The organism is Methanocorpusculum labreanum Z (assembly GCF_000015765.1).
GTDB lineage: Archaea > Halobacteriota > Methanomicrobia > Methanomicrobiales > Methanocorpusculaceae > Methanocorpusculum > Methanocorpusculum labreanum.
Window position 1 is genome coordinate 725799 of record NC_008942.1, and the last position, 26378, is coordinate 752176.

29 protein-coding genes and 2 tRNA genes are annotated in these 26378 nt (G+C 49.0%); 20 read left to right on the top strand and 11 right to left on the bottom strand.

Features of this window, described 5'->3' with window-relative positions; all coding sequences use genetic code 11:
* Positions 1-59: 59 nt before the first annotated feature.
* From MLAB_RS03885 to MLAB_RS03895, 3 genes are all read right to left on the bottom strand, one after another.
* Positions 60-941, bottom strand: a complete 882-nt coding sequence (locus MLAB_RS03885) for a coiled-coil protein (RefSeq protein WP_011833114.1) — start codon at positions 939-941, stop codon at positions 60-62.
* Between the two features lie 420 nt (positions 942-1361).
* Positions 1362-2519, bottom strand: coding sequence for a cell division protein FtsZ (ftsZ, locus tag MLAB_RS03890; protein ID WP_011833115.1), 1158 nt, complete (start codon positions 2517-2519; stop codon positions 1362-1364).
* A gap of 28 nt (positions 2520-2547) precedes the next feature.
* A complete protein-coding gene (locus tag MLAB_RS03895) occupies positions 2548-2733 on the bottom strand; it encodes a ribbon-helix-helix domain-containing protein (RefSeq protein WP_011833116.1) in 186 nt (61 codons plus the stop codon).
* Between the two features lie 203 nt (positions 2734-2936).
* On the opposite strand from MLAB_RS03895, the gene MLAB_RS03900 reads away from it, so the two are divergent.
* The 4 genes from MLAB_RS03900 to MLAB_RS03915 all read left to right on the top strand — a co-directional run bounded on the left by MLAB_RS03900 (position 2937) and on the right by MLAB_RS03915 (position 6932).
* A complete protein-coding gene (locus MLAB_RS03900; protein ID WP_011833117.1) occupies positions 2937-3932 on the top strand; it encodes a pyridoxal phosphate-dependent aminotransferase in 996 nt (331 codons plus the stop codon).
* On the top strand, positions 3920-4522 hold the full coding sequence (locus tag MLAB_RS03905) for an NTP transferase domain-containing protein (RefSeq protein WP_011833118.1): 603 nt from the start codon (positions 3920-3922) through the stop codon (positions 4520-4522). The genes MLAB_RS03900 and MLAB_RS03905 overlap by 13 nt, the downstream gene beginning before the upstream one ends.
* A gap of 74 nt (positions 4523-4596) precedes the next feature.
* A complete protein-coding gene (locus MLAB_RS03910; protein ID WP_011833119.1) occupies positions 4597-6279 on the top strand; it encodes a glutamate--tRNA ligase in 1683 nt (560 codons plus the stop codon).
* Complete coding sequence (locus tag MLAB_RS03915) at positions 6279-6932, top strand: hypothetical protein (protein WP_011833120.1); 654 nt, start codon at positions 6279-6281, stop codon at positions 6930-6932. Before MLAB_RS03910 ends, MLAB_RS03915 begins: the two co-directional genes overlap by 1 nt.
* 42 nt (positions 6933-6974) lie before the next feature.
* Here the strand turns inward: MLAB_RS03915 and MLAB_RS03920 are convergent, their stop codons facing one another.
* Positions 6975-7748, bottom strand: a complete 774-nt coding sequence (locus MLAB_RS03920; RefSeq protein WP_011833121.1) for a CBS domain-containing protein — start codon at positions 7746-7748, stop codon at positions 6975-6977.
* A gap of 147 nt (positions 7749-7895) precedes the next feature.
* Positions 7896-8771 carry a CBS domain-containing protein gene (locus MLAB_RS03925; protein ID WP_011833122.1) on the bottom strand — a complete coding sequence of 292 codons (876 nt, stop codon included), beginning with the start codon at positions 8769-8771 and terminating at the stop codon, positions 7896-7898.
* Between the two features lie 304 nt (positions 8772-9075).
* On the opposite strand from MLAB_RS03925, the gene MLAB_RS03930 reads away from it, so the two are divergent.
* The 3 genes from MLAB_RS03930 to MLAB_RS03940 are packed head-to-tail and all read left to right on the top strand — an operon-like array spanning position 9076 to position 10472.
* Complete coding sequence (locus tag MLAB_RS03930) at positions 9076-9702, top strand: Era-like GTP-binding protein (protein ID WP_011833123.1); 627 nt, start codon at positions 9076-9078, stop codon at positions 9700-9702.
* A 5-nt stretch (positions 9703-9707) separates the two neighbouring features.
* Complete coding sequence (locus MLAB_RS03935; RefSeq protein ID WP_011833124.1) at positions 9708-10076, top strand: DUF2073 domain-containing protein; 369 nt, start codon at positions 9708-9710, stop codon at positions 10074-10076.
* Positions 10077-10079: 3 nt separating this feature from the next.
* The gene (locus tag MLAB_RS03940) at positions 10080-10472 is read left to right on the top strand and encodes a Zn-ribbon domain-containing protein (protein WP_011833125.1); all 393 of its coding nucleotides are present in this window, start codon (positions 10080-10082) and stop codon (positions 10470-10472) included.
* 118 nt (positions 10473-10590) lie between these two features.
* On the opposite strand, the gene MLAB_RS03945 is transcribed toward MLAB_RS03940, so the two are convergent.
* Positions 10591-10664: transfer RNA gene (locus tag MLAB_RS03945), tRNA-Lys, on the bottom strand.
* Positions 10665-10788: 124 nt separating this feature from the next.
* On the opposite strand from MLAB_RS03945, the gene MLAB_RS03950 reads away from it, so the two are divergent.
* Genes MLAB_RS03950 through MLAB_RS03960 form a run of 3 tightly spaced genes read left to right on the top strand, consistent with a single transcriptional unit; the run spans position 10789 to position 14546 of the window.
* The gene (locus MLAB_RS03950) at positions 10789-12282 is read left to right on the top strand and encodes a DHH family phosphoesterase (RefSeq protein ID WP_011833126.1); all 1494 of its coding nucleotides are present in this window, start codon (positions 10789-10791) and stop codon (positions 12280-12282) included.
* Positions 12272-12901 (top strand): 6-hydroxymethylpterin diphosphokinase MptE-like protein, encoded by a 630-nt coding sequence (locus MLAB_RS03955; protein ID WP_011833127.1) that lies wholly within the window; start codon positions 12272-12274, stop codon positions 12899-12901. Before MLAB_RS03950 ends, MLAB_RS03955 begins: the two co-directional genes overlap by 11 nt.
* Positions 12891-14546 carry a radical SAM protein gene (locus MLAB_RS03960; protein WP_011833128.1) on the top strand — a complete coding sequence of 552 codons (1656 nt, stop codon included), beginning with the start codon at positions 12891-12893 and terminating at the stop codon, positions 14544-14546. The genes MLAB_RS03955 and MLAB_RS03960 overlap by 11 nt, the downstream gene beginning before the upstream one ends.
* Here MLAB_RS03960 and MLAB_RS03965 read toward each other — a convergent pair.
* The gene (locus MLAB_RS03965; protein ID WP_011833129.1) at positions 14543-14998 is read right to left on the bottom strand and encodes a GNAT family N-acetyltransferase; all 456 of its coding nucleotides are present in this window, start codon (positions 14996-14998) and stop codon (positions 14543-14545) included. The two genes, MLAB_RS03960 and MLAB_RS03965, sit on opposite strands and share 4 nt — an antisense overlap.
* Positions 14999-15100: 102 nt before the next feature.
* On the opposite strand from MLAB_RS03965, the gene MLAB_RS03970 reads away from it, so the two are divergent.
* Together MLAB_RS03970 and MLAB_RS03975 are read left to right on the top strand one after the other, a co-directional pair.
* Complete coding sequence (locus MLAB_RS03970; RefSeq protein WP_011833130.1) at positions 15101-15373, top strand: PRC-barrel domain-containing protein; 273 nt, start codon at positions 15101-15103, stop codon at positions 15371-15373.
* A gap of 9 nt (positions 15374-15382) precedes the next feature.
* On the top strand, positions 15383-16105 hold the full coding sequence (locus MLAB_RS03975) for a tRNA(His) guanylyltransferase Thg1 family protein (protein ID WP_011833131.1): 723 nt from the start codon (positions 15383-15385) through the stop codon (positions 16103-16105).
* Between the two features lie 76 nt (positions 16106-16181).
* Here MLAB_RS03975 and MLAB_RS03980 read toward each other — a convergent pair.
* Positions 16182-16256 (bottom strand) — tRNA-Met (locus tag MLAB_RS03980).
* 119 nt (positions 16257-16375) lie between these two features.
* Here MLAB_RS03980 and MLAB_RS03985 point away from each other — a divergent pair.
* From MLAB_RS03985 to MLAB_RS04020, 8 genes are all read left to right on the top strand, one after another.
* Positions 16376-16738 (top strand): thioredoxin family protein, encoded by a 363-nt coding sequence (locus tag MLAB_RS03985; RefSeq protein ID WP_011833132.1) that lies wholly within the window; start codon positions 16376-16378, stop codon positions 16736-16738.
* On the top strand, positions 16735-18867 hold the full coding sequence (locus tag MLAB_RS03990) for a DEAD/DEAH box helicase (protein WP_011833133.1): 2133 nt from the start codon (positions 16735-16737) through the stop codon (positions 18865-18867). Before MLAB_RS03985 ends, MLAB_RS03990 begins: the two co-directional genes overlap by 4 nt.
* Before the next feature lie 430 nt (positions 18868-19297).
* Positions 19298-20068 carry a TrmB family transcriptional regulator gene (locus tag MLAB_RS09395; RefSeq protein ID WP_011833134.1) on the top strand — a complete coding sequence of 257 codons (771 nt, stop codon included), beginning with the start codon at positions 19298-19300 and terminating at the stop codon, positions 20066-20068.
* Between the two features lie 645 nt (positions 20069-20713).
* On the top strand, positions 20714-21001 hold the full coding sequence (locus MLAB_RS04000; RefSeq protein WP_011833135.1) for a putative quinol monooxygenase: 288 nt from the start codon (positions 20714-20716) through the stop codon (positions 20999-21001).
* A 276-nt stretch (positions 21002-21277) separates the two neighbouring features.
* Complete coding sequence (locus MLAB_RS04005) at positions 21278-22351, top strand: NAD(P)-dependent alcohol dehydrogenase (protein ID WP_011833136.1); 1074 nt, start codon at positions 21278-21280, stop codon at positions 22349-22351.
* A gap of 85 nt (positions 22352-22436) precedes the next feature.
* Positions 22437-23108 (top strand): NADPH-dependent F420 reductase, encoded by a 672-nt coding sequence (gene npdG / locus MLAB_RS04010; protein ID WP_011833137.1) that lies wholly within the window; start codon positions 22437-22439, stop codon positions 23106-23108.
* 153 nt (positions 23109-23261) lie between these two features.
* A complete protein-coding gene (nadX, locus tag MLAB_RS04015) occupies positions 23262-24017 on the top strand; it encodes an aspartate dehydrogenase (RefSeq protein WP_048062013.1) in 756 nt (251 codons plus the stop codon).
* Positions 24014-24613 carry a nicotinamide-nucleotide adenylyltransferase gene (locus MLAB_RS04020; protein WP_011833139.1) on the top strand — a complete coding sequence of 200 codons (600 nt, stop codon included), beginning with the start codon at positions 24014-24016 and terminating at the stop codon, positions 24611-24613. Before nadX ends, MLAB_RS04020 begins: the two co-directional genes overlap by 4 nt.
* 22 nt (positions 24614-24635) lie before the next feature.
* On the opposite strand, the gene MLAB_RS04025 is transcribed toward MLAB_RS04020, so the two are convergent.
* From MLAB_RS04025 to MLAB_RS04035, 3 genes are all read right to left on the bottom strand, one after another.
* Positions 24636-25451, bottom strand: a complete 816-nt coding sequence (locus MLAB_RS04025; protein ID WP_048062014.1) for a DNA-methyltransferase — start codon at positions 25449-25451, stop codon at positions 24636-24638.
* Positions 25444-25878 (bottom strand): FKBP-type peptidyl-prolyl cis-trans isomerase, encoded by a 435-nt coding sequence (locus MLAB_RS04030; protein WP_011833141.1) that lies wholly within the window; start codon positions 25876-25878, stop codon positions 25444-25446. Before MLAB_RS04030 ends, MLAB_RS04025 begins: the two co-directional genes overlap by 8 nt.
* Before the next feature lie 74 nt (positions 25879-25952).
* The gene (locus tag MLAB_RS04035; RefSeq protein WP_011833142.1) at positions 25953-26213 is read right to left on the bottom strand and encodes a hypothetical protein; all 261 of its coding nucleotides are present in this window, start codon (positions 26211-26213) and stop codon (positions 25953-25955) included.
* Positions 26214-26378: the final 165 nt, after the last annotated feature.

A 26378-nucleotide genomic window follows, 5' to 3' on the forward strand; every position in this document is an offset into this window, starting at 1 on the left:
TATGGATTAAATATCTGTGGGAAAAAAGCGGGAAAAAATATAGGTTATATTTGAAAACTTCAGATAAGCTTTGAGCGCTGAAGTTTTAATAAGTCCTCGGTGGTGAGCTTCTCTCCGCTCTTGAATGCGTTGAAGATGGTTTCTGCTTCCTTCCTTGCGGACTTGTTCTCTTTTACGCTCTTGACTTTCTTCTGCTTTGAGCGGATGCCGGTTAAGACTTTGTCATAGTCACGGAGCTGTTTCTGGCATTCGAGGAACTGTTTGTGTTCTGCATCTGCAGCTTCCTGTGCCTCGACGAACTGTTTGTGTTTTGCGTCTGCGCCTTCCCGTGATTTGTCTGCCTTCCTGTAGCACTCGACCATGAGGTCGTGGTGTTTCTGGGCAAGTTCGGCCTTCTCGGTTACTTCAGCGTGGATTGCGGATGCCTGCTTGCGGAATTCGCGTGCCTCGATTAAGCGGGTGCGGACTTCTTTATTCTGTTCGTGCTCGACTTCCTGGTCCTTGAGTTCGGTCCTGAGCTGTTTGATTTTGTCAACAAGCTCATTTTCCTTCTCTTTGGACATCGACTCAGTCTGCTGTCTCTCTTCGAGCTGGTCGATCTGACGCTGGATGTCTTTTGCCGAGGGCTTCTTTTCGTGGCTCTGTGCCGCCGAACCGGTTCCCTGCTCTCCTCTGAGGGCATCGATTTCTTCAAAGAGGGTGTTTGCCTTGTCGTTTAACTCGTTCCTTTTCTCTTTCAGGGACTGAACGTCGTTATTGGACTGGTCACGGAGCTCTTTGTTTTTCTGTGCGTCCTCGACATACTGGCGGGTTGCGTTGTTTAACTCGTTTCTTTCGCGGGCAAACTGGCTTGCCTGGGAGTTTAACTCGTTACGCTTTGCTTTGTGTTCTTCAGACTCTTCAAGGAGTAATTTTCTTTTATCGACAAGATCTTCGGTCAACGTTCTTACCTATCCTGAGCAGCCGTCCGCAGAGGGGTGGTCCCAAAGGTCGCCCGCGCTGGAGAAGATACCAAAATGCATGAAAAATGACGTAAAAACAAGTGCAAAGTTTCAATGATAGTATTCAATCTCCTGTACCGGCGGCCGATCCTTTGGAATCACCCGACTCCGCAGATATACGACTTTCCTATAATTAGTGGTGGTATGGAGAAATAAAGGTGTCGTATAATTCCTGTGAAAAACAGTCTTTTCACCTCAACCCATATATCGGCGGGTCGGGTGTTTACGGGCAGATTATTGATATGTATCTGCCCGGATATATGTCCTGTGGGGGTATGGTGACGGTATATCTTTTGGCGTCCGATTTCCCCCTTGTGTATGTATGAGTGGTGTGTGAAACTGATGTTTGGTTGAGTTGGTTTACATGATCCAGTCAAACGAGGAACCGCTGCGTGCAGTCGCGGTATTTTGCTGATGGGTGGAAGATGCCGAGGGGCTCTGTGAGGATTTGTTTGAGCTGGTGTTGCCGACCTGGAACGTGCTGACCGAGTGGCCGCCGAGGACCTGGGGACACTGGATGCCGGTCATGATTGCCATGACGGAAACTTTTCCTTCGAAATCTTTGCGGACTCTTGCTCCCCAGATGACATCTGCGTGCGGGTCGAGTTCATAGGTGAGCTGCTGTGCGATCTCTTCTGCGTCGTGGAGCGTGAGATCGTTTCCGCCGGTGATGTGGATCAGGCTGCCGGTTGCTCCGCGGAAGTCGATGTCGAGAAGCGGGTGGGCAAGACAGTCGCGGATAACGGACTCGGCCTTGTTCTGCTGTTTTGACTCTCCGACAAGCATGACTGCAAGGCCGCCTTTGCTCATGATGGCGCGAACGTCTGCGTAGTCGATGTTGATTAAGGACGGCTCGGTGATCGTCTCGGAGATGCCTTTAACAGTCTCGGCGATGAGCTGATCCATGACGGAAAATGCCTGGCCGAGCGGCAGGTTCGGTACGAAGTTTTTGAGTCTGTTGTTGTCGAGAACGATTACGGAGTCTGCTGCCTGGCGCATTGCCTCGAGACCGTCTTCCGCTTTCAGCATTCTCGCCCGTTCTACCTGGAATGGATAGCTTACCATTGCAATGACGATGGCTCCGTGCTCTTTGGCGATCTGTGCGACTACTGGTGCCGATCCGGTTCCGGTTCCTCCGCCCATGCCTGCGGTGACGAAAACGAGGTCGGCATCTTTCAAGATCTCTTCAAGGGTCGGGCGTGCCATCTCGGCGGCACGGCGGCCAACATCGGGGAATCCTCCTGCACCAAGTCCGCGGGTCAGGGATTTGCCGATCAAAACGCGCTTGTCTGCCTGGATCATGTCCAAGTGCTGCTTATCGGTGTTGATTGCGATGGTTTCGGATCCTGCGACCTTCATGTTGTGAAGTCTGTTGATCGTGTTGTTTCCTGCGCCTCCGCATCCGACAATGACGATTCTCGGCTGTCCGAGCATGTCGTCGTCATCGACGATCGATGTCGTCTGCATTCCTTTTTCGAGCTCCGAGTTCTTCAGTGCCTCATTGATAATACTCTGCATTTTTGTAAACACCCCAATAATTTTACTCTTATAATCGTGCGTCAAACGTGGAGATCTGATCACTGTCACGCATAATCCTATCTCCTCTCTGGGAGAGGAACTCCCTTACTGCATATCGTACTGCTTCGGAAACGGTGGGAAACTCGCCTGATTCGACAAGTTTTTCAAGCAGTTCGACCTGCTGCGGGGGTAGGCGTATGGTGATTCGGTCCATTTTACTCCATTCTGACAAATGTCTGTCATTTGTCTGCCATTTGTCTGACATTTGTAAGACATTAAGCTGACGTCTGATCTTGGACAAAATCTAATTGGATGTTAGTATATATAAATGTATCGTGTGATATTCGTGTGTTAAAACAAAATCAGTTTCCATATGTGGTCTATTTATGCCGCAAGAAACCAAGTTTATAGTACAAAATGCAGAAATATTTCCCTGAGAAAGCGGTGCACGGCGGCCGGATTATCGCTTTACGCCAGAAATACGGCCCCGATCTTCTTGATGTGAGTGCAAGCATGAATCCATTTTTACCTCATATCTCCTGTGATTTCAGGGATGTTGATCTCTGCGAGTATCCTGATGATACATATAGTGCGTTAAAGGATAAAATTGGTCGTGTCTTTTCCCGCCGCAGCGATGAGATCTGCGTTGGAAACGGCTCGGCGGAGCTTATTCGCGTCTACTGCAGCGTTGTTCTCTCCGGTCAATCTCCCGTCAGGATTGATCCGCCGACATTTGGTGAGTATGCGCTTTCCGCAACACTTGCCGGCGCTCTTATCATCCCTGGCAGGGATGCGGATCTTCGGATCATCTGTAATCCAAACAACCCGACAGGTATTCTGACATCCCGTGATGAAATGCTTGCTATTTTGGATGACTGTACGAAAAAGAATTCCCGTCTCTTCGTGGATGAGGCATTTATGGAACTTGCCGCACGCGATGAGTCTATTTCGGATATCAGGTCGGACGATCTTTTTGTGATGCGTTCGATCACCAAATGCTTCTCGGTGCCGGGTATAAGATTTGGTTTCGGGTTCGGTCCGGCGGATCTGATTGAGAAAATCGAAACGGTGCGAACCCCCTGGGCGGTGAACGCATTTGCAGAAGCCTTTACCATGCAGGCTCTCGACCACTACGATGAACTCGTCGATTCTGCAGAAAAAATATCGCGGGAACGGGAGTGGTACTTCGCCCGCCTTGCTGAACTCGGGCTTACTTTTGCACCAAGTTCGGTAAACTATATACTAGTGCATCTCGGCAGGAATGCGGCCGCGTTCACCGAGGCGATGCTGAAACACGGTGTTCTGGTTAGGGACTGCACATCCTTTGGTCTGCCCGACTCGATTCGTATCTCGATCGAAACCCGGGAGAAGAACCTCCGTGTCGTGGAGGCACTGAGAGAATGCTTGCGCTGATCCTTGCCGGCGGTGAGGGTTCCAGGCTCCGCCTCGGCGAGAAAGCTCTTGTGATGGTCCATAACCGGCCGATGATCGCCTGGGTGCTTGAAGCATTCACCGAAGCGGGGTGTGAGCCGATCGTCGTCACGTCCTATAAAACCCCGTTTACCCGGAACTGGTGCCGTGCAAACGATGTTGCGTTCATCGATACGCAGGGAACTGGCTATGTCGAGGATCTCTGTGAAGCGGTGGAAATCTCCGGAGAAGACGGCCCGCTCTTTACGTCAGCGGCCGACATCCCCTGCCTCACGGCCGATATTATCGAACATGTGCTCGATTCATATCGTTCCTCGGACAAACCGGCATGTTCGACCTGGGTCCCGCTTACACTCTGCGAACGATACGGCATGCAGCCAAGATACCGCGAGGAGATCGACGGGGTCGCAGCAACGCCGTGTGCGCTCAATATTTTCATGGGAAGTCTCGTTGCCGAGGTGCAGGATGAACTCTGTCTTTTGCTCGATGAACCTGGTCTCGCGTTCAATATCAACACGCGTGAAGAGCTGGCGGTTTTAGAACGCGAATTTTGTTTTGTTCGACCCTGTTAGCGAACACCTTTTTTCTGCAAACCCGAAAAGCCGTAAGTATAAACACTCCATCCCGCCAATACTATCTACTCAACATGGCAGATGCAGATATTCGAAACGATATATATGTCCTGGCACTGGAAAACGCGGTTAAACACAAGGCCGTTCCCCGTGCCGGCGCGATTCTTGGAAGCGTGATGGGTGCCCACCCCGAACTTCGAAGCAAGGCAAAAGAGATCAATGCTCTCATCCCGGAGATCCTTGAAGAAGTCGCCGCTCTTTCGATTGAAGAACGCGAAGAGAAACTGATGTCTCTCAATCCCGGAGCAATAGAAAAGATGCATGAGAAGAAGGAGAGGAGCCATGAACTTCCCGATCTTCCAAACGCAGAATCAGGGGTCGTCATGCGTTTTGCGCCCAATCCATCCGGTCCGCTTCATCTGGGACACGCCCGCGCCTCGGTTCTAAACGACTACTACGTGAAAAAATACGGCGGGAAATTCTACTACCGTGTCGAAGATACCGATCCAAAACGCGTTGACCCGTCTGCATACGAGATGGTCTCCGAGGATCTTGCATGGCTTGGGATCGGGATCACCGATGTGGTTTATCAGTCGGATCGTTTTGCGATCTATTATGAATATGCACGAAAACTCCTCGAACTCGGCGGGGCGTATATGTGTACCTGCGACAACAACGAGTTCCGCGAGAAAAAGCTCAAGAAGATCGCCTGCCCCTGCCGCGAGATCTCCGTTGAAGAGAATCTGAAAAGATTCGACGACATGCTTGCCGGAAAGTATGCCGAAGGAGAAATCACGCTCCGGGTCAAGACCGATATCGCCCATCCGGATCCGGCCGTCCGTGATTTTGCCGCGATGCGTGTTTTAACGAGCACGCCCCACCCGAGAAAGCCGGCGATCTTCGTCTACCCGCTGATGAACTTCTCGGTGGCGGTCGACGATCATCTGCTTGGGATGACGCATGTTATCCGCGGCAAGGATCATATCGCAAACACCCGTCGTCAGGAGTATATCTACAACTACTTCGGCTGGAAGATGCCGTACTTCTATCATTATGGAAGGATGTCCATTGCTGGACTCGAACTTTCCACCTCCGGCATGCGCAAAGGGATCAACGAAGGTCTCTACACCGGCTGGGACGATATCCATCTTGGAACGCTTCGCGCTCTTGCCCGCCGCGGGATCCAGCCGGAGGCAGTTCGCGCTGCCACGATCGATATCGGTATGGGTGATACGGATATCTCGTTCTCCTGGGAAAATCTGTTTGCCCAGAACAAAGCGGTGATCGATGCCGGCGCGGATCGGTATTTCTTCGTTCCGGATGCTGTTGAAGTGGAAATCGCCGGCGCCCCAAAGACCGAGGCCCATGCTCCGGTGTATCCGAATCAGCCCGAGCGGGGAGAACGCGTTCTTCCGTTCACGGGCCGCGTTCTTCTGCCGAAGAGTGAGATGGAAAAAGGCGGAATGCTTCGACTCAAGGATCTGTTCAATATCAATATCACAGGTCCGAACTCTGCCGAGTATGCGGGTGATTCGCTTGCCGAGGCCCGTTCTCAAAAGGCGGCGATCGTTCAGTGGCTCCCAACGGAAACGGCAGCTCCCTGCTCGCTCCTTACGCCGGAAGGCATCCAGGAAGGCTTCTCTGAGCCGGCAGTTCTTGGGTATCTCGGCCGGATCGTTCAGTTCGAGCGAGTCGGCTTTTCCAAGATCGATGCCGTGAATGATGGAAAAGTGATCGCCTACTTCACGCACCGCTGATGTCTGCGTCCGAGGTTGCCGGGCTTTTGTCTGCGGAGGAGGTCACGCTATCCCATATCCGCCGTGCGGTCCATCATCTCCCCAAATCGTGTCGCGCCGTTCTTTACGACGAGGCACATCCCCTCCATCCTTCTGCGGTCGGCGAATTTTTTGAAGCACTTTCCTATGAACTTCTTTTGAGCGCATCGGAGAATTCCTCTTTAATTGTCTCTATTGCTGCGAAACTTGCCGATGCGGAGTATATTCCCTATGATAAATACTCCCCCGACGGTCTTTGGTACTCGCGGGACGGCGGCATTCGATTTAAAATGAAGGGCCGTGTCGCTGCGGAGATGGATCTTCTTATTAAAACCAGTGACGGTGTTCGGATCTTCGGCGAAGTGATCTCAGGTTCTGCGGGGACCAAAGGTTTCCTCTCCGAGATCGCAGCGAAAAAATCACTTTTGTCCGAGATATACGGCGATCCGGTCGAGTTTCTTTTAGTCCTTCCCTACGAGCCGCACTCCGGTCTTCGCTGCGTGGGAGAGAACGATGCCTTCGCGGTCATCTCGGGTGGAGATACTCTTTACAAAAATGTGCAAAAGTCCGAGGTGATGATGCGAAAACTTTCCCCGGCAAAGAGTTCGAAACGCGTGGACGGCAGGGTCTGGTAATTTTTCGCCGGATACAAATATTATATAAAAAAAGAGAGGTGGTCAGAGTGCATTCACCAGGGATTTTCTGGTAATGAATCCAACGACCTTCTCACCTTCAGCGATCGGAACGGTACTGATATTTTTCGTAAGCATCATGTCCACTACTTTGGAGACAGGGGTGTTCGTCTGCACAGTAATGAGGGGTGTTGACATGATGTCCCCTGCGGTTACGTTTCGGAGCGCATTGTCGAAGTGTTTGTCGATCTCGCTTTTCAGTTTTACGAGGACCTTTGCAATATCCGTTTCCGTGACAATACCGACGGATTTATTTCCGTCCATCACGATAAACCGGGTTGCGCCGTTGTTTGCCATTCTGCGGTGAAGCTGGACGAGGCGGTCGTCCGGCGTGATACGGGGAGCAATCTCGGTGAATGTATCCAGCGGTCCTTCGGGAACCATATGTCTCAGCAGGTCGCCTTTCGTGACCTGACCTATGAGACGGTGTTCTTCATCCCAAACAATAACAACCTTGTATCTTTGGAGAAGCGGGACGAGTAACTCCGCGTCCTGATCCTGATAAACCGAGGTAAAGTCCTCTTTCGTGACGCTTGCAACGCGAATCTGGGATGCCGGAATATTGCCGGTTTTTTTGCTTCCCATCTTTTCTGCGATGGTCCTACGTGCTGCCGTACCTACGACTACGTGGTCGTTAGTGACGACGATCGGATCGATCCCTTCTGCCAGCATCTTTGAAAGAGCTTCCGGGATCAGTGCAGATTTTGCAATCGAAACGGGTTTGGACATTACGTCTTTTACGGTTAGTTTCTGGTTCATGTTTGCTTCCTCCTTTGAAGAGTTTTATTCAATCGTGCGGCGGAAAACATCGTTTTGCTTTGCAGTCCAACGCCTGCAGAGGATGTTTTCGGGTTTCCACCAGGTGAATCGCCTGCATATATTCTCAGGCGCCATTTGGTGAAATGTTCAGATCGTTCCTGTGAGAGCCTTTACCAGATCGAATTCGGTCACGATTCCGCTCAGCTTTCCTCCGTCCATAACGGGGAAGGCTCCGATCCCGCGGTTCAGCATCTCTTGTGCCACAATGCTGATCGGCATGTCGGTTGCGACCGTTCTGATGTCGGAAGCCGTCATTACATCCCTTACCGGGAGGCTGAGGACCTCATCAACGGTTCCGGTGTGCATCTCGGAAAAGACTCTGCCGTTTCCAAGATAGCCCATGATGTCCGTTGCCGTGATCATACCGAGCAGGATCCCGTCTTTTACTACGGGTAACCGGCGGTATCCGTCATCCACAATCTGTTTTGTTACGTTGCTCAGAGGCAGATCGGGCGAGACCTTCTTCGGACACGGGGTCATGATCTCGTCGACCACCAGTTCCGACTCCGTTCCGGCAAGCATCCGCATCAGATCGTATTCTGTGACGATGCCCGCAATCGTGGAGTCGGGGTTCAGAATCGGAAAACCTCCATGTCCTGTTTCCAGAAGGATGTTTGCCGCTTCTTTTACGGTCGTCGCCGGCGAAAAGCCGGTCACGTTTTCCGTGGCGATCTCCCGCAGGCTCTCATTCAAGGCGGCCAGAAGATTTCCCTTATGCTTGTTTGCAATAAGGTTGTATCTGCTGCCCCCTCCCATCATGTCTATAACATCAGTGATCGTTACAATCCCAATAAGTTTCTTGGTTCCGGGATCCGTGATCGGCAGGCGACGAAAGTTGTGCCGGCTCATCATCTGGATCCCTTCGATGATACTCATCGTTGGAGGCACCGAGATGACATTCAGACTTGCGATATCAAGAACGCTGTTCTTTTTTCCTTTGGATTGTTTTGCTGGTGATGTCATGTTTTTACCAACGCTAGGGTGGTATAATGAGTTAATGCTCTGTCATGACTTAATAGGCTTATGATTTGAGTATTTTTTACGATCGCGCGAAAATTCGCGAATATTCTTGGGGTATTTGCTTAATCCTTTTAAATATTTTTGGTCATGCGTCGCATAGCTGAAGGTTCACTATTCCAAGGGTCCGCCCATGGAGAAAGGAGATGATTTTCTCCCCATATAGGCGTACATTTTTCCCCAGACAATAGCATGAGGTTTATATCACATTAGGGGAGAATATACTACATAGTCCAATTTAGGTGTTTTAATGGTAGCATTCTCTCGTATCAGAAGCTTTTTCGGAAAGCTGTTTGGCAAAAAACGCTCGCGGGTGGGCATCTACGGTCCGCCGAATGCGGGTAAAACCACACTTGCCAACCGTATTGTCCGCGATGTGACCGGTGAGGCAGTTGGCCCAGTCAGCGAAATTCCTCACGAAACGCGTCGTGCGAGAAGAAAGGAAGGTGTCGAGATCAACTCGGGAAGCAGCAAGCTGCTGATCGATATCGTCGATACGCCTGGAGTCACCACAAAGATCGATTATCACGAGTTTCTGGAATACGGTATGGATCAGGACGAAGCCGTGGCCCGAGCCCGTGAAGCGACCGAAGGCGTCGCCGAAGCAATGCACTGGCTGCGTGAGGATATCGACGGCGTGATCTATGTTCTCGACAGTACCCAGGATCCGTTCATGCATGTGAACATCATGATGGTGGGTATCATCGAATCCCGCAAACTCCCGGTCATTATCGTCGCAAACAAGATCGATCTGCCGGATGCAGCTCCGCAAAGGATCAAGAGTGCATTCCCCCAGCACCCTGTGGTTCAGGTCTCCGGTCTCGAGGGCCACAACATGGACGAGCTTTATTCGAAGATCGCCGAGGTTTTCAGGTGAGGTAAATGATTCAGGGTGTTCAGATTGATATGCTGTCCGCGGATCGTCTGTCCAAGATGACGTCGTATGAAAAGATACGGCTGATTCTGGACGATGTTCGACAGGGCTGCGTGGTTGTTCTCGAGCAGGGTCTTACTCCGGAAGAACAGGGTAAGCTTCTCGAGACGACCATGATGGAGATCACGCCGGGTGGTTTTTCCGGGATCGAGATCGAAACCTATCCGTCGGTTGGAGGCGACAAAGGATTCTTTACGAAGGTATTCGGTAAAAAGAGCAATGCTCCGCGGTTGATGGTCATCGGTCCGGTCGATCAGCTCAAAATGCTTTCCCGGGAAAAAGACAGACTTATTGCTTGGGCTTCAGCAGCACAGTAATCCATGCCGCACAAGTGTACAAAATGTGGACGCGAGTTCCGTGACGGATCGGTCGAGATCCTTCGCGGATGTCCGAGTTGCGGAGGAAAAAAATTCCTCTACGTAAGTGACCGTGTGAAAAACGCGGATGTTTTAGAAGAGAAGTCTATCGAAAAAATCGCCGAGGAGACCGAGCAGGAAGTGCTCGAAGTAAAACACCAGGGTCCGGCTACCCGTCCGACCGATATTTTAGAGCGTGTCGAGAGTGTTCGAATCGTCAGTAAAGGCAGCTATGAACTGAACCTCGAACGGCTTGCAGAATCTCAGGATATTATCATAGGTATGGGGGATGACGGCAAATATATGCTGGATCTTCCCTCCATGTCCAAAAGAAAGAACGATCCTAAAAAGAAATAGGATCCGTCTATTTTTTCAGATCTCTTGAACTGATTTTTCATGCCGCAAATCGCGGTGTCATTTTTGATAACGATGTCGAAAAATCATATGAATACTAAAAAAATCGTAAAAAACAAAGCGGGCCTAAAGGGATTTGAACCCCTGGCCTACGGATTAAGAGTCCGTCGCTATTCCTGACTAAGCTATAGGCCCCGTTTTCTGTGTCGTTTGACCTAATTACATATGTCATGGGAATATTTATAGATTTTCTTCCGTCATTTATGTGGCCGTCCAATCTCCATATCATTAATATCCAACCAATACCAATAAGATACTCATGGTTGAGACTGATGGGACTCAGGCCGTATCCCCCAAGAATAAAAATAAACAGATAAAATATCTCATGCTGGGATGCGGGAGTCTTGGGTATAATGTACTTGAAGAGCTGAGTGAATCGAATGAAAACATCCTGATTATTGATTCCGATGAGAAACGGATCGATGATCTCCGTGACCACCGCCACCAGGCAACTGTCGGGGACATCAGCGATCCGCAGATTCTCCTGAAGCTACCCGAACCAGAAGTGGTTTTCATTCTTTCCTCGGACAAAGACGCGAATCTTTCCGCGGTCCAGAACATCAGAAAAGCATACCCCAATGCAAACATCATCGCCCGTGCCGTGGATCTTTTTTCAACCGATCAGTTAGCCGACAACGGAGCCGATGTCGTATTATATCCGCAGAAGGTCGTGGCGAAATCTGCAGTAAATCATATGACGAATCTCATCGCATCCAGAAATGCGCAGAGACTTTACTCGCTTCTTTCGTCATGGTCGGGGACACTCGGCATCATCACGCATAAAAATCCGGATCCGGATGCGATTTCCAGTGCGATGGCCTTATCGGTGATCGCAAATGATGCCTCGAACGGCAAACTCACGACCAGGATCCTCTACGAAGGCAACATCGGCCATCAGGAAAACCGTGCCTTCGTGAACCTTCTCGAGATCAAGATGGAGCATCTGACAAAAGAGATCCTTGCAGAGTGCAATTATCTGGCTCTCGTCGACTGCGTTGGTCCGGGGATGAACAACGATCTTCCGCCAAGTACCAAGATCAACATCATCGTCGATCATCACAGCGCCGAGGGTGTGGTTCGCGAGTATAAACCCGAGTTCCTTGAATCCAGGCCCGATGCCGGCGCGACCGCTTCCATTCTCACACAGTACCTTCAGGAACTCTATCTCCCGATTGATACGAAAGTGGCGACCGCTCTTTTCTACGGGATCCGTGCGGACACGCATGAGTTCCAGCGAAATATTTCATCCCAGGATCTCTATAACGCGGCGTTCCTTTTGCCGCACGCCGACCGTGCCCTCCTTGAAATCATCATGGCCCCGTCCCTCTCCCAGGAAACGATTGAGGTTTTAGGAACTGCGATCATGAACCGCGAGGTTAGGCAGGGCTATCTCTTTTCCAACGTCGGGTATGTCCGAAACCGTGATGCCATCCCCCAGGCCGCAGATATGCTTCTGACCCTTGAAGGGGTCACTACGTCCATGGTGTATGGGATCACCGATACGCACATCACCCTTTCAGCCAGAAACAAGGATATCCGTCTGCATGTCGGGGATGTGATGAAGGAGGCTTTTGCCAAGATCCCCGGCGCATCTGCAGGAGGTCATGCGACAATGGCTGCTCTTTCCATCCCGCTGAACGCTTTTTCCCTGGTCAAAGATAAAGAAGAACTCCTTTCCATGGTCATCGACCCTATTCTCTCCAATTTCATGAAACTCGTTGGCATTTCCGATGGAGAAGGGGATGAGATCTGAAGACTGGGAACCCTATTACGTTCGTATCCTAGCGTATTTTGGATTCTCGCGCGAGGATGATGAGCGTTCGGCCGAGATTTTGTCATCTCTCCTGGTAAGAGATGATATTGCGCTTTTAGAGGACACGATTCGCGGGAAAGACTGTATCGTCTGCGGCAACGCTCCGTCACTTCCAGCCGAGATAAAAAAAACCGATTTTACTGGTAAAGTCGTGATCGCGGCCGATGCGGCGGCCAGCGTACTTTTTTCGAAGGGAATCAGACCTGACATCATTCTCTCGGATATCGACGGGATGGACGAGGATTTCCTGAAAATGAACGATGCCGGAACGATCTTGGTTTTACATGCTCACGGGGACAACATCCCGCTGATCCGTTCATGGGTCCCGAAGGTCCGCGGTCCAATCGTTGGAACAACGCAGAGTACGCCGCTTTCAAACGTCTATAACTTCGGCGGCTTCTCCGACGGGGACAGGTGCGTGTTCGCAGCTCATGAGTTTGGGGCAACTTCCGTAGAGCTGATCGGATTCGATCTTGACGATAAAAGTGTGGATCCGATCAAACACGGAAAACTGATGATCGCCCGCAAGCTGCTCAAACTGGCTGGTCATGACGTCTGATGCGGTAATTATCGACGGGTATGTGGATGAACCGGCGTGCCTTGGGGTCCCGCCCTACATCTCCCCGTATATTCGAACCGTTGCGGGCGTCCTAAAAGAGCACGGGTACTCTGTTCGGTACGTGATGATCGACGAACTTCGCAAAGATCCGCTCGGCGTTCCAAAACTCCGTGAAGCGCCTGTTGTCGTGATGATCGCCGGTGTCACCGTTCCGGGAAAATATCTTTCCGGAACCCCTGCCACGCTTAGCGAACTCCAGCAGATAGGATTCACGCTTCGCGGAAAAACCGTGTCGCTTCTGGGCGGTCCGATAGGATTCGGCTATTCGCCTCAGGGCGGGGCCCGTGCGGTAAAAGAAGCGGTATCCGGCTGGACGGCGATGCTTTCCGGAGAACCGGCAGCGGCTCTTTCCTCGTATCTTTCCGGAGGCGAACCGAATGGAATACTGTCCTATCCCGATTACGACCGGTGGGCAGTTCTTGGCGCCGAGATAATCCGCAGGCATCCGTTTTTTCCGCATGTGATGTGCGAACTTGAGACGGCGAAGGGATGCTTCCGCTGTATTTCGGGCGGCTGCTCGTTCTGCACGGAACCGTTTTACGGAATGCCGAGGATGCGGAGTATCGAAGGCATCGTATCCGAGGTCTCTGCTCTTTCAAAAGCCGGCGCCAGACATTTCCGGCTGGGCCGTCAGCCCGATCTGCTGGCTTTTGGAACATCAGGTTCCGAGTATCCAAAACCAGAACCCGACAAACTTCGTGCATTGTTTTCCGGCATCCGCGAAGCTTCGCCCGATCTTTTGACCCTGCATATCGACAACGTGAATCCCGGGACGATCGCCCGCCACGAAGAAGCATCCCGCGAAGCACTTCTCGCCATCGTCGAGGGGCATACCGAAGGAGACATCGCTGCGTTCGGTGTTGAGTCGGTCGATCCCGCGGTGATTGAGGCAAACAATCTGAAAGGATCGCCGGAACAGATATTCCGAGCGATCGAGATCGTCAACGAAGTCGGCGCCGTGCGAAGAAACGGTATTCCGGAACTTCTCCCAGGCCTGAACTTCATCGGCGGACTTGCCGGAGAAACGGTGGAGACATTTGCTTTGAACAAAGCCTTTCTGGATAAGATCCTCGCATCCGGTCTTCTCGTGCGGCGGGTCAACATTCGCCAACTCATGCCGTTTGAAGGGACGAAGGCCTATGAAAATAACTGTCTTGGCATGCACGACAAACTTTTCCATCAGTTCAAGGACGACGTCAGAAGTACGTTCGATGTTCCGATGCTCGAACGGGTCTTTCCAGTCGGGACCGTTCTTCGCCGTGTTCTCATTGAAGTAACAGGCCCTGTCTCCTTCGGCCGCCAGATGGGGACCTATCCTGTATTGGTTGGGATCCCGATGCAGATCCCCTGCGGTACTCTTTTGAATGCCGCCGTCGTGTCGTATGGGGCCAGAAGTCTGACCGCCCTTTCGGTCCCGATTCAAATAAACATGCTGCCGGCTTCCGCTCTCAAATGGATCCCCGGCGTATCCAAAAAACTTGCACAGAAAGTGGTTGCAGGAATGCCGTATGCCGGACCTGTCGATCTCAAAAAAGTGATAACGTCAGAAAATATCGACCCTCTTCTGCCGCTGATGGAGTTTTAAAGCTCTTTTTCCAGAATGAGCCTTGAAGCATTCGGGTAAAAATATTTTTCCTCTCTTTTTCTAATCTGAAATCCCTTTTTCAGATAGAACGATATCGCGGCGGTATTCGTATCGGCCACGGTAAGATGGACTTTATTCACTCCCTGATTTTTCATCTCGGTAAATAGCGCGGCTACAAGATGGCTACCGACATCCATTCTCTGGCAGTCGCTTTTCACCCCGATCCTGATCAGCTTTCCCGTTTTTGGATCATTGAAATGGATGCCTCCAAGAATATACCCCATGATCTCATGCGTCTGTGTGTTTTCTGCAACAAAAAACAGGTTCGGGAAGAGTTCTTCAATGTGGCGAAAGAGGACATGCCCTCCCATTCCCTCGAAAAGCGGTTCATCCAGTCGGCAAAGAGCTTCATAATCTGCAGAAGTATAGGTTCTGACCTGGAAATATTCCATGATTTCGTAATATTTGGTTTTCAGATGAGTTGAATATATCTTCGGTATATTGTCCGGAAATAGGAAATTACTTATGCTGGAACGCAGATATCATTCAATACTATGAAGTGGCAGATATCAGAACTCTTCGGGATGAGCGTCTATTCCGATAAAGCAGTATTCCTCGGCAAGGTGGAGGATGTTGTACTGGATGTTACCAATAAAAAAATCAGCGGTCTCGCTCTCTCAAACGTGAATAAAGATGTTATCGACACGAAGAATTATCTGGGAGTCATCATCCCCTACCGGATCGTCAAAGAAGTCGGCGACATCATCATAGTCCGGCACATCCCCGGGGCCTTCAAGGTCGCCGGCGAACCCTTATTCGGGGAATAATACTCTATTATGAAAGATCGTGAGATTTTTGCCGGTCTTTCCACAACCGTCCCTTTTGTGCTGCGGCTTGACGGCCGATCCTTTCATCGTTTTTCCAAAGACCGGTACAAAAAACCCTACGACAAGGTCTTTTCCGATGCAATGGTGAAAACGGCCCGTGCACTCGTGACCGACAGCGGTCTTTCTCCTTCGTTTGCCTACACATTCTCCGACGAGATCAGTCTCTATGTGCCGGCTCCGGTTTTCGACTGCCGGGTAGAAAAACTGGCGTCCGTTTCGGCGGCTTTTGCCGCCTCGGCATTTACTTTGTATGCAGGTGCCTCCGAACCGCTGGCATTTGATGCCCGGGTCATTCCAATCGAGGAAGGACTGTTTCCCGCCTATCTTTCATGGCGGCAGGCGGAGGCGTGGAGAAATCATATGAACGGCTATGCTCAAAAAATTCTTCAGGACGAAGGGGTGTCCCCGACAAATGCGCAGAAACAGCTGGATGGAATGAATGCCGCCGCGCTGCATGAATTTGCCTTCTCGCGCGGCGTGAATCTTGCGTTGACTCCTGCATGGGAGAGGCGCGGGATATGCATTTATCGGGATGTCGTGATGCGTGACGGATATAATCCGATCAAAGATGAAAAAGTCTCGGTTGAACGAACCATCGCGGTCATTGATGAGGATGTTCCGCTCTTCAAATCGCCAGAAGGAACGGCCTGGGTCCTTTCCAAGATTCGCTGACCCGATCAATTTTCATTTTATTTTTAGTTACGATGAATCTGCAGCTACTGCTGTTAAAAAAAATAATGTACAATCATAGCGAGGGATGGATTTGAACCATCGGTCTACGGGTTATGAGCCCGTCGGGATTTCCTGACTACCCCACCTCGCTTCCAAAAAGCTTCACACCTACTTCGTGTGCCTTATAATATACACAAGTGGAACTTAAATAGATTTGTAAATGATATCCAATATGGTGATAAGGGATCGTCACCTATCTAAGATCAGAATATGACGAATAATCGCGATTTGCCCGCACCGCCGACGGAGGCATTGCCTATACTTACGCTGACCGAAGCGAACTTCAATACCTTTACTTTGCAGATTTCTGCTCTTGTGATTGATTTTTTTAATGACTGGTGCGGATCATGTCGATTTTTCGCTCAGATATTTTTTGATGTCTCTCTTGAATATCCCGAGGTTCAGTTCTGTACATGTAATACTGAAGAGAACAGTCATATCACAGCTGAACTTCGCATCCGCGCCGTTCCAACTCTTATGTTCATCAAAAACGGGACCGTTGTTAAAATCCGTAACGGCGCCCTGTCAAAAGAAGAGTTCAGGGAAGACCTCAATTCCGTATTTCGCGCATGAGTGTCTTTACTTCGCTTCATCCAACCCTGCAGGAGCTGCTTCTTACCGGTCTTGGCTGGGACGATCTTCGTTTGGTCCAGGAGGAAACCTACCTCTCGGTAAGCAGCGGGGCCGATACGCTGGTCCTTGCCCCGACTGCCGGCGGTAAGACCGAGTCAGCTTTTTTCCCGGTTCTTGACGGGATTTTAAAGGATCCGTCGGAGCATCTGTCTGCGATCTATATCTCTCCTCTTAAAGCTCTCATTAACGATCAGCTGGACAGAATCCTTTTCCTGTGCGCCCGTACCGAACTTAGTGCCGCGGTTCAGCACGGTGATGTGTCCGATCGGGATCGGTTTGATTTTGCCGGATCCGAGCATGCGGATATCCTTTTGACCACACCGGAATCACTTGAGGTTCTCTTAAGTGATGCAAAAACTAAAAACGCGTTTAAAGAGGTCAGGTACCTCATCATCGACGAGATCCATGCATTTATGGAGTCGGATCGCGGCGTTCATCTTCGCTGTCTGATGGATCGTCTGGAGTTTCTTGGAAAAAAGCGTATGATTCGGATCGGTCTCTCGGCAACGGTTGGAAATCCCGAAGCACTTCTCGACTGGTTCTCAGGACCAAATCGAAAAAAACATCTTGTTTCTATTCCTTCACCTCCTTCGAAAAAACAGTTTACGTTTGTGGTGGAACCTGAGTTTACCGGTCAGGTGCGGGCGATCGCGGGATATGTTTCAGGAAAAAAAGCCTTGATGTTTACCGAAAGCAGGAGTCTGGCAGAGAAACTGGTTCTTCCTTTACGCGAGGAGCTTCCTTCGGTGTTCCTTCATCATTCTTCGGTTTCGCCGCAGGACCGCGAGGCCGCAGAGCTTTCGTTCGGGCAGGTCGGCGGAACGTGTGTTATTTGTACGAGCACGATGGAACTCGGCGTCGACATAGGGGAGCTCGATCTTGTCGTTCAGTATGGTCCTCCTCGTTCGGTCTCCTCGTTCCTGCAGAGGCTTGGACGTACCGGTCGGCGTGGAAGTCCCGCAAAGATGATCTTTATCGTTTCAAATGCGTGCGATCTTCTTATCGCCGTTTCGGTGATCGAGGCGGCGATGCAGCATTCGGTCGAGTCACTGAAAGCACCGTCTCGTCCGTATCATGTTCTCGTCCAGCAGTTGTTTCTCCTTCTGAAAGGCAGAACTGGGATGAGCATTCGAAGCATCATCGATTCGCTTCGCGCATTGACACCGTTTAAGGATTTCTCCGTCGCTCAATTTTCTGCAGTTTTGGAATATCTCGTTGCGGAAAATTATCTGACCTGTTCCGGTGATCTCTATATTGCCGGAACCAAAGCAGAAATGGAACTTGGACGTTCCAACTGGCTTGCTCTCATATCTGTTATCCGCGATGCAGGAGGATTTCTTGCCGTTTTGCCGGAAGGGACGGTGGTCGGGACACTGGACCCGCGGTTCGTGGCGGGAGATCCGGGAAAGACATTTTCATTTACCGGAAAAACCTGGCGCCTGCTTCACCGCGATGATGCGCATAAACGTGTCCTCATCGAACCGGCGTTCGCCAAAGGGGATGTGAAACGTCCGTTCTGGAGCGGCGGTGACGGGGGAAGTTATGCAAGCACTCTTGTCTGTCAGTCGGTTGCCGCTGTTCTTGGAAGAGGTATTCCCTCTCTTCCTCTTCCTCTCGAACAAAAAACTATGGTAGAGGATCTTATCAGAATGCTTCCTGATGATTTTTCACCCGGGACCATTCATCTTCGCACCGAACCGGAACTGAACGGTTACTCGGTCGTTGTTTCCACATTCCTCGGAACGCGGACAAATCAGACTCTCGCTCATCTCCTGAAAACCAGGCTCGACGGCAAGCATGCCGTTCATTATACGCAGTTTGCGATTAGGATCTTCGACTGGGAAACGCCAGACGCCGGTGAATCTGTCGCCGTAATCCTTGAAGAATTGAGTGGGATGTCTGTTCTTTCTCTTGCAGAGGCACTCCCTCGCCTTCCGGCATCTACCTGGAAATTTGGAGAACTTCTCCCAGAGGATCTTCGGCTGGAGATGGCGGCATATGATTATTATGATCTTCCTGCTCTGCTTACTGCATTATCATGGTTCCGGACTCGAAAATACTATATATAATTTTTGTTATATCCCTGCAGGAATTATAGGTATGATTTATTATGGTTTCGCTCCTAGTTGGGCGGAATAAATCTGGAGGAATGGGGGAAATAGAGTATCTTTCACGTTTTAGGATGGAATCCTCGGAGAATATTATACAAAATCTCTCTTGGATATATCAAAGGACTCAATTTAGATATATTTTCATTCGTTGCTGATTTGTTTGATTCCTGAAACATTTTCTCAAAATACTTCCAAATTATTTGAATACGTTTGGATTATTCAGGTTATTGGAATCATATGTCATGAATCCTTCCACTTGCGCCTACGAGGAGTGAGTAATGGAGTTTCTATTCACATTCAGTGATACTGTTCATGTACGAAATTCGAGGAGTACAAACTTTATAAACGAAAAACCCTGATACTATGTTTGTCATAGGGGGATAGTTAATTGGTAGAAGATGATGTTATAAAAGCGATTCAGGATCGATTAGTTGCCTGCGGAATGCGGGAGTATTCTGCTAAGGTATATACAACACTATTTTCCGTCGGTATTGCGAAAGCAACCGAACTCCATGAATTAACTGGTATCCCCCGGGGACGTATTTATGAAACTCTTGATGATCTGAGTCAGCAGGGATTTGTTACCGAATTTGGTACAAATCCAGTTTACTACCGGGCCGATGATGCTGAACGCACCTATCTGCGTGTCTTAAGTCTTGAGCTGCAGAGACTTGACAAACTTCGGGCATGCCTCCTTGATATACAGAATCTTCACCGTCCCTACGAAGTCTCAGGCATAACCGAGTTCCATACACCAAAATCTATTTCTACGCAAGTGGAACTGAAACTCAAACGAATAAAGTCTGAACTGCTTGTGGTCTGTAATGATAAAGACACACTGCATAAATATGCGGGCATCATTGCAGAGACCGCAAAACGCCTCCCGGTATATCTGGTTGTGCTGAATGATGAAATAGCACAAGCAGCTCCAATCAAATGCTACATGACGAATGATACTCTGCAGAGAAATCTCATGCAGGTCTCTTTTTTTACCGGAAAAGAAACGCTTCCGTTTTTGATCTACTTCTATTGCGACCGAAGTTCAACGATGGGCATCTTAAGGTCGAATAACGAGGAGTTTGCTTTCTCGACCGAGTCGGATGTCTACGCAGAGTTCGTCGTCAAAAATTTTCTCAAGACGATTAAACCCGTTAAGTGACTGAAATCAGCGGTTGCTATTTTTTTATCCACTTCAGTCGACTGATTCATTATTTGGAAATTACCGAAGCGGGATGCTATACTCTCAATATACATGTCTTTATCCTGCATATTTTCAACGCGCAGGTTGGGTTGAACTTGTTTACGAACTATGAAATTGTATCCGGCCTGCACTCAATTTGGCATCCATCGATTTTCATCGGAAAAATGACCCTCGAGAAACCATGTGTGTCCCCTTGTCCCAGGACTCATCCGAGGTATTTCTGAAATACAGATGATACTTTTTTCGGTGTGCGGATACGGAAACGTCTCTAGTTTTTCCGTAATGAAAATGAATGCAATGTGGGTATTTCTGGCTATTAGGATTTTTAATGGATATTTTCCATGTTTCTGGAAATTTTTGATTCAGCCTGGGCAGGAAATGTAAGGGTATTTTGTATATGTCCGTATTGTCAGGATACTATTTTCATTTTCTCTAATCAATACTGCGCAAACATCGATAATCTAATACTATTTTTTCTAAACTAATTTAATAGATCTGCTCCTTGATTTCCGAACAACGTTTTTTGCAGGTCTCGTGAATAGATTTATATTTCACTCTCGAAAAAACAGAACCGTTGCCAAATGGGCAATGGAGTAATTATTTATGATAACAATTATCGCGAAATGTACCGCTAAAAAAGAATTTGTCGATGATTTATTGGAATTAGCGTTGGAATTGGTTCAATTCAGCAGAAAAGAGGAAGGAAATGTATCGTATGATTTTTATCAGGATATAACGTTCCCGGAGAAATTTACGTTTATCGAATGCTGGAAGGATTCGGCAGCAATCGACTCACACAATGCAACGCCGCATTTCAATCATTTTGTGGAGAAGACTGGTCGGATCTTCGCCGGACCCCTGGATGTAGCTCTTTTCAGAAAGCTGACGTAACTTCATTTCTCTCTTTTCCCAACCAAAAAACATATATTTTTCGTATTCTGCATAATTTCTGAAATTTTTGTCTTAATTAATCTAATAGTTCCAATTTAATCACAATTATTTATAATAATTTGTTGTTATTTTTGTGTCCGGAATTTCGGTTACATCATTCTTTTATTAAGCTACTTCATAAGAGTTATTCGTTGGTTGGCAGTTTGATCACATGTGGCAGTAGTGGTTGAAGGCATCAATCGACAGAACCATACATATCTATTGGATGTGACACGAATGAAAAAAACAATAAAAGGACTTGCAATGAAGCGGATCGGAGAGATCGGCTGGGTTGAGAAAGAAGCTCCAAAGTGCGGACCGCTTGACGCAATCGTTGCGCCGCTCGCAGTTGCACCGTGCAGCTCGGATGTTCACACCGTCTGGGAAGGGGCTCTTGGAGAGCGCCACGACATGATTCTCGGCCACGAGGCTGTTGGAGAAGTCGTGGAAGTTGGATCCATGGTAAAAGACTTCAAGCCAGGTGACCGTGTAATTGTTCCGGCAATCACCCCTGACTGGCTGTCCATTGAAGCACAGGACGGTTTTGCCCAGCACTCCGGAGGAATGCTTTCCGGGTGGAAGTTTTCCAACTTTAAAGACGGTGTTTTCGGTGAACTTTTCCATGTAAACGAAGCTGATGCAAATCTTGCAATTCTTCCGGACTCTATCCCGGTAGCCGAAGCATCAATGATTGCAGACATGGTCCCGACCGGATTCCAGGCAGCAGAACTTGCCGATGTGAAGCTCGGCGACACCGTCTGCTGTATTGGTATCGGCCCGGTCGGGCTGATGGCAGTTGCCGGAGCAAATCACATGGGAGCATCCCACATCCTTGCGGTCGGCAGCAGAAAAGACTGCGCAAATGCAGCACGCGGATATGGAGCGACCGACATCATCAACTACAAGAACGGTGACATTGTCGAGCAGGTTCTGGACAAGACCGATGGCAAAGGTGTAGACAAAGTCTGTATCGCCGGTGGAGATGTCAACACCATGCAGGAAGCAATCAAGATGGTCAAGCCCGGAGGAATCATCGGAAACGTCAACTACCTTGGTAAAGGCGAATTCGTCACGATTCCGCGTATCGAGTGGGGTTGCGGTATGAGCAACAAGTTTATCCACTGCGGATTAATGACCGGAGGCAGGCTGCGGATGGAGAAGCTCGCCAGCCTCGTTGAAGTAGGCAAACTTGACCTTTCACCATTACTCACCCACAGATTCAAGGGCTTTGACAAGATTGAAGAAGCACTTCTCTTGATGAAAGACAAACCAAGTGACCTTATCAAACCGGTTGTCACCATCAAAGAGTAATCTTCATGAGTGGTAAGCCTCATAAAAATCAAATTTTTTTAGTAACTATCTTCATAGAAACACCCTTAGATCAGGAAATGCTATCATGAAAGTTGGAATAATTGGAGGGACTGGGAATATCGGTGAAGGTCTCGCACGTCGAATTTGTATCGGTGGTAAATTCGACGTAGCAATTGGATCTCGTGACCCGTCAAAAGCGATCGTTGCTGCAGACGGAGTTACCTGCTGCCTTAACGACCGCTGTTGTACCGGCGGGGTCTGCAATGGTGGGACGAATGCAAGTGTTTGTGATGCTGATATCATTATTCTCTCAGTTCCGTTCGACAAAATCGAATCGACTATTGATGCAATCGGCAAGGAAACATTTGAAAACAAGATCGTTGTTTCACTCATCAACCCGATGCTTCGGTTCCCGAAAGAAAAATACTTCCTGCCGGACCGCCCGGCGGAAGGATCCGCAGCCCTTGCAGTAAAGAAAATGCTGCCTTCGTCTGCAAAACTCTGTACAGGGTTCAACAATGTTGCATCAGGAAAGTGGATGGAACTTGATGAAGAACTTGATTACAGTGTTTGTGTATGCGGAGATGACAAGGAAGCAAAGAAGGTCGTCATGGACCTGGTATCCAGCGTCTCGAAACTCAAGCCGCTTGATGCGGGACCACTGGCAGTTTCAGGGGTAATTGAAAGTATTACGCCGCTTGTAATTACTCTTGCAATGAACAATGGTCTTAAGGACGTAGGGGTCTACTTCAAATAACATCTCAAGACTGAATGTGTCTGTCAAATTTCTCTTAGGTAAAACCTCTCTTTCCGCCAGGAAAGGGCCAAAATGAGCGCTAAAACCCGCTCATTTTTTCTTTTATTCATAATCGGTGAAAAGTAAATTATGACTCCTATATACTCAAGTCCAATGAAAGTTGGGGTTATCGGCTGTGGTAATGTCGGATCAATATTAGCCGAACGGCAAAAATCATTCAAAATCGTCGCCGCCTACGATTCTATTCCCGAGCGGGTCGCTGCATTTTCTGACAAATACGGGGCGAAACCGTTTTCCGATATCGATGCATTTTTGCAGGAGCCGCTTGATATCGTTGTGGAAGTTGCTTCGATCAATGCCGTAAAAGACCTTGCAGAGAAAGTTTTGCTTGCCGGCAGGGATCTCATCCTTCTCAGCGTTGGAGCTCTTGCAGATGACGCGTTTCGAAAAGAGCTGCTGACTACCGCAAAACAACTTCATAGAAGGATTCATATTCCATCCGGAGCCATTATGGGTCTGGATAATGTCCGTGTCGGGAAAATCTCCCGGGTCGATAAGCTTTTTTTGAAAACGACAAAACCTTCCCGTTCTCTTAACTCAAATGAATCCGTCTTCAAATGTCTTTTCGCCGGAAAAGCCCGTGACTGCGTAGCGTTGTATCCGAAAAATACGAATGTTGCCATCTCTCTCTCGCTTGCATGCGGAAGAGAGGCCGATGTCGAGTTGTGGGTCGATCCGAAAGCGGAACAGAATATGCATGAGATCTTTTTCGAAGGGGAGTTTGGAGATGCGTATATTCGGATACGCAATCTTCCGGCTCCGGAAAATCCGGCAACCAGCTATCTTGCTGCATTGTCCGTATTGAGTCTTCTGGAATCTCTGGACAGCCCACTGGTAATCGGTGCATGATACGCGGACTTTATGTGGGAAGGTTTCAGCCTTATCATAACGGGCATAAAGCTTTCATTCAAAAAATCGCCGAAGAGGTCGATGAACTTGTCATCGGCATCGGCAGTGCGCAAATGAGTCATACCGTTCGCCATCCGTTTACAGCGGGAGAACGGATTTTAATGATCTCGAGGGACCTAATACATCTTGATATTCCAATATATATCATCCCTCTTGAGGATGTTAAGCGGAATTCATTGTGGGTTTCGCATGTGATTTCGATGTGTCCTCCGGTAACTCAGATCTATACCTCCAATCCGCTGATATCTCAGCTGTTTCTGGAAGCAGGCAGGCATGTCGTATGTCCATCGGGACTTTGTCCCCATAAAGTGCTGTCAAGCGAAGAGTGGTGTTCTCTGGTAAAAGCAGGAGATAACTGGGCATCGTACGTCCCATCGGACACCGTGCGGGTAATCGAAGATGTCGGAGGAGTCGAGAGGATCAGACTCATTACCCAAACGGATGAATCGGTCGTATCCGGCAATATGCAGCCTCAGACCATCTCTTCTTTTTCAGGCTGTGAACCAAATGGAATTCCGTCAACAGACAGATCTTAACGAATCTTAAGATGATGTAGTCTCAAATGCAATCTTCCTGATTATTCGATTCCCTGCGAAGTTCTGCTGAAACTCGTTCGTTAGCGACCTTTCTATAGCCCTCATCGATCTCGAAACCGATAAACGGGACGCCAAGGCGGATCGCGGCAATCGCCGTGTTTCCAATCCCCATAAATGGATCCATCACCAGCCGGCATTTATCTAATCCGTGATCTTTTATGCACATCACGGGAAGCTGAATGGGAAACGTCGCCGGATGCGGCCGGCTTTCCCGGATCGTTTCGTACGGGATGAACCAGGTGTTTCCCCGGTCTCTGAGATCGCGTTTTTCCCCTCCCCAGCGGTTCACATTGCTCTTATCCTGATACGGCACGCCGGTTGCGAGCCTGTCGATCTGCACCGTGCCGTTTTTCGTGAAATGAAAGATGAATTCATGACAGTCGTTATGATATCGTTTACTGTTTATCGGTTTGTAATGTCCGGCTGCCACTCCTTCATCTGGAAGTGCGATGGATTTGATCCAGTGGATCATATTCTGAAGAACAAATCCCTGTTCCCGAAACGCCTGCGCCACATCGATAGGGATCCACGGGTCTTTCAGGCTCCCGCCGATGTTCAGATAGAAGGAACCGTGATCCGAAAGAACGCGGTATGACTCTTCGGCAACCGTCCTCATCCATTTCAGATAGGTATTACGCGGGATCGTATCGTCGTAGGTCGTATAGGCTTTCCCGATGTTGTATGGCGGCGAGGTCACGATCACATCGACCATGCCGGGCGTTAACGTACTCATTCCCTCGACACAGTCCATGTCGTAAATCCTGTTGAGTTCAGTCATGTTTCACGATCTTGACTATGGTGATTTCGTATGTCAGGGTTTCCCCTGCAAGCGGGTGGTTTGCATCCACGGTGATCTTCGTATCCGTAACGTCAACCACGGTGACCCTGCATGGCCGGTCGAATACTTCTACCGTGATGATATCGCCGGGACTGGGTGCATGTTCGAGTTTGAGTTTTTTTCGTTTTATCGAAAGAACCAGACGCTTCAGATATTTCCCGTATGCTTTTTCCGGAGGAAGAACAACAGTCACCGTGTCCCCTTCGTTTTTTCCGATCAACGCCTCCTCAAATGCCGGATTTATCTGTTTATTTCCGATAATAACGGTTACCGGTTCCTGTGTGCGGGTATTCTCGAATATCTCTCCGTCCGGACGTTTGCTGACGAAGTGGAGCTGCAGCGTATCACCGGATTTTACGACAGACATACCTATCTGTATGACTGAAGAAATACTTTAATGGATCGCGTTTATCGTTTTGATCAAATTATCCAAAAATAGGGTTAAGTGGCTGAAATCAGGGGGATAACGAGTTTCTTATACACGCCGTCGCCGCTCTGATGCAGGATTCGAAATTCATATGTCCCGGGCTTTTCCACTTCAACGGTCCAGATATAGTTACTCCCATTCTCATCAATAGTACAATCATTCCCGACGATACTTATCCCCTCAGATTCAAGGGGTCTCCATGTAAGACTATGAGGACTCGTGATGATAACGGTAAAGCTTGTTTCGCTGTTTTGTTGGATCGCGTATGATTCCATCTTTACCTCCGAATATCTATATTACCTTGTTTAATGTGGTATACTTGAGAATGCGAAGTTTCACTATATATTTTTTCTGGTTAATTTTTGGATTTTATTTTGAAAAAGTCTAATTTTTCAAATATTATTAACTTAGTTAACACGTCGGGATCCAGCTGCCCGAGA

Bases quoted from the DNA above. Each gene is read 5' to 3' on its own strand.
- MLAB_RS03975 (WP_011833131.1), top strand. From the start codon at position 15,383: ATGAAAGATCGTGAGATTTTTGCCGGTCTTTCCACAACCGTCCCTTTT.
- MLAB_RS03895 (WP_011833116.1), bottom strand. From the start codon at position 2,733: ATGGACCGAATCACCATACGCCTACCCCCGCAGCAGGTCGAACTGCTT.
- MLAB_RS03930 (WP_011833123.1), top strand. From the start codon at position 9,076: ATGGTAGCATTCTCTCGTATCAGAAGCTTTTTCGGAAAGCTGTTTGGC.
- MLAB_RS03960 (WP_011833128.1), top strand. From the start codon at position 12,891: ATGACGTCTGATGCGGTAATTATCGACGGGTATGTGGATGAACCGGCG.
- MLAB_RS03900 (WP_011833117.1), top strand. From the start codon at position 2,937: ATGCAGAAATATTTCCCTGAGAAAGCGGTGCACGGCGGCCGGATTATC.
- MLAB_RS03950 (WP_011833126.1), top strand. From the start codon at position 10,789: ATGGTTGAGACTGATGGGACTCAGGCCGTATCCCCCAAGAATAAAAAT.
- MLAB_RS03925 (WP_011833122.1), bottom strand. From the start codon at position 8,771: ATGACATCACCAGCAAAACAATCCAAAGGAAAAAAGAACAGCGTTCTT.
- MLAB_RS03955 (WP_011833127.1), top strand. From the start codon at position 12,272: ATGAGATCTGAAGACTGGGAACCCTATTACGTTCGTATCCTAGCGTAT.
- MLAB_RS04020 (WP_011833139.1), top strand. From the start codon at position 24,014: ATGATACGCGGACTTTATGTGGGAAGGTTTCAGCCTTATCATAACGGG.
- ftsZ (WP_011833115.1), bottom strand. From the start codon at position 2,519: ATGCAGAGTATTATCAATGAGGCACTGAAGAACTCGGAGCTCGAAAAA.
- MLAB_RS03940 (WP_011833125.1), top strand. From the start codon at position 10,080: ATGCCGCACAAGTGTACAAAATGTGGACGCGAGTTCCGTGACGGATCG.
- MLAB_RS03935 (WP_011833124.1), top strand. From the start codon at position 9,708: ATGATTCAGGGTGTTCAGATTGATATGCTGTCCGCGGATCGTCTGTCC.
- MLAB_RS04035 (WP_011833142.1), bottom strand. From the start codon at position 26,213: ATGGAATCATACGCGATCCAACAAAACAGCGAAACAAGCTTTACCGTT.
- MLAB_RS04000 (WP_011833135.1), top strand. From the start codon at position 20,714: ATGATAACAATTATCGCGAAATGTACCGCTAAAAAAGAATTTGTCGAT.
- MLAB_RS03970 (WP_011833130.1), top strand. From the start codon at position 15,101: ATGAAGTGGCAGATATCAGAACTCTTCGGGATGAGCGTCTATTCCGAT.
- MLAB_RS03910 (WP_011833119.1), top strand. From the start codon at position 4,597: ATGGCAGATGCAGATATTCGAAACGATATATATGTCCTGGCACTGGAA.
- MLAB_RS03915 (WP_011833120.1), top strand. From the start codon at position 6,279: ATGTCTGCGTCCGAGGTTGCCGGGCTTTTGTCTGCGGAGGAGGTCACG.
- MLAB_RS04005 (WP_011833136.1), top strand. From the start codon at position 21,278: ATGAAAAAAACAATAAAAGGACTTGCAATGAAGCGGATCGGAGAGATC.
- MLAB_RS03985 (WP_011833132.1), top strand. From the start codon at position 16,376: ATGACGAATAATCGCGATTTGCCCGCACCGCCGACGGAGGCATTGCCT.
- npdG (WP_011833137.1), top strand. From the start codon at position 22,437: ATGAAAGTTGGAATAATTGGAGGGACTGGGAATATCGGTGAAGGTCTC.
- MLAB_RS03920 (WP_011833121.1), bottom strand. From the start codon at position 7,748: ATGAACCAGAAACTAACCGTAAAAGACGTAATGTCCAAACCCGTTTCG.
- MLAB_RS04030 (WP_011833141.1), bottom strand. From the start codon at position 25,878: ATGTCTGTCGTAAAATCCGGTGATACGCTGCAGCTCCACTTCGTCAGC.
- MLAB_RS03990 (WP_011833133.1), top strand. From the start codon at position 16,735: ATGAGTGTCTTTACTTCGCTTCATCCAACCCTGCAGGAGCTGCTTCTT.
- MLAB_RS03905 (WP_011833118.1), top strand. From the start codon at position 3,920: ATGCTTGCGCTGATCCTTGCCGGCGGTGAGGGTTCCAGGCTCCGCCTC.
- MLAB_RS04025 (WP_048062014.1), bottom strand. From the start codon at position 25,451: ATGACTGAACTCAACAGGATTTACGACATGGACTGTGTCGAGGGAATG.
- nadX (WP_048062013.1), top strand. From the start codon at position 23,262: ATGAAAGTTGGGGTTATCGGCTGTGGTAATGTCGGATCAATATTAGCC.
- MLAB_RS03965 (WP_011833129.1), bottom strand. From the start codon at position 14,998: ATGGAATATTTCCAGGTCAGAACCTATACTTCTGCAGATTATGAAGCT.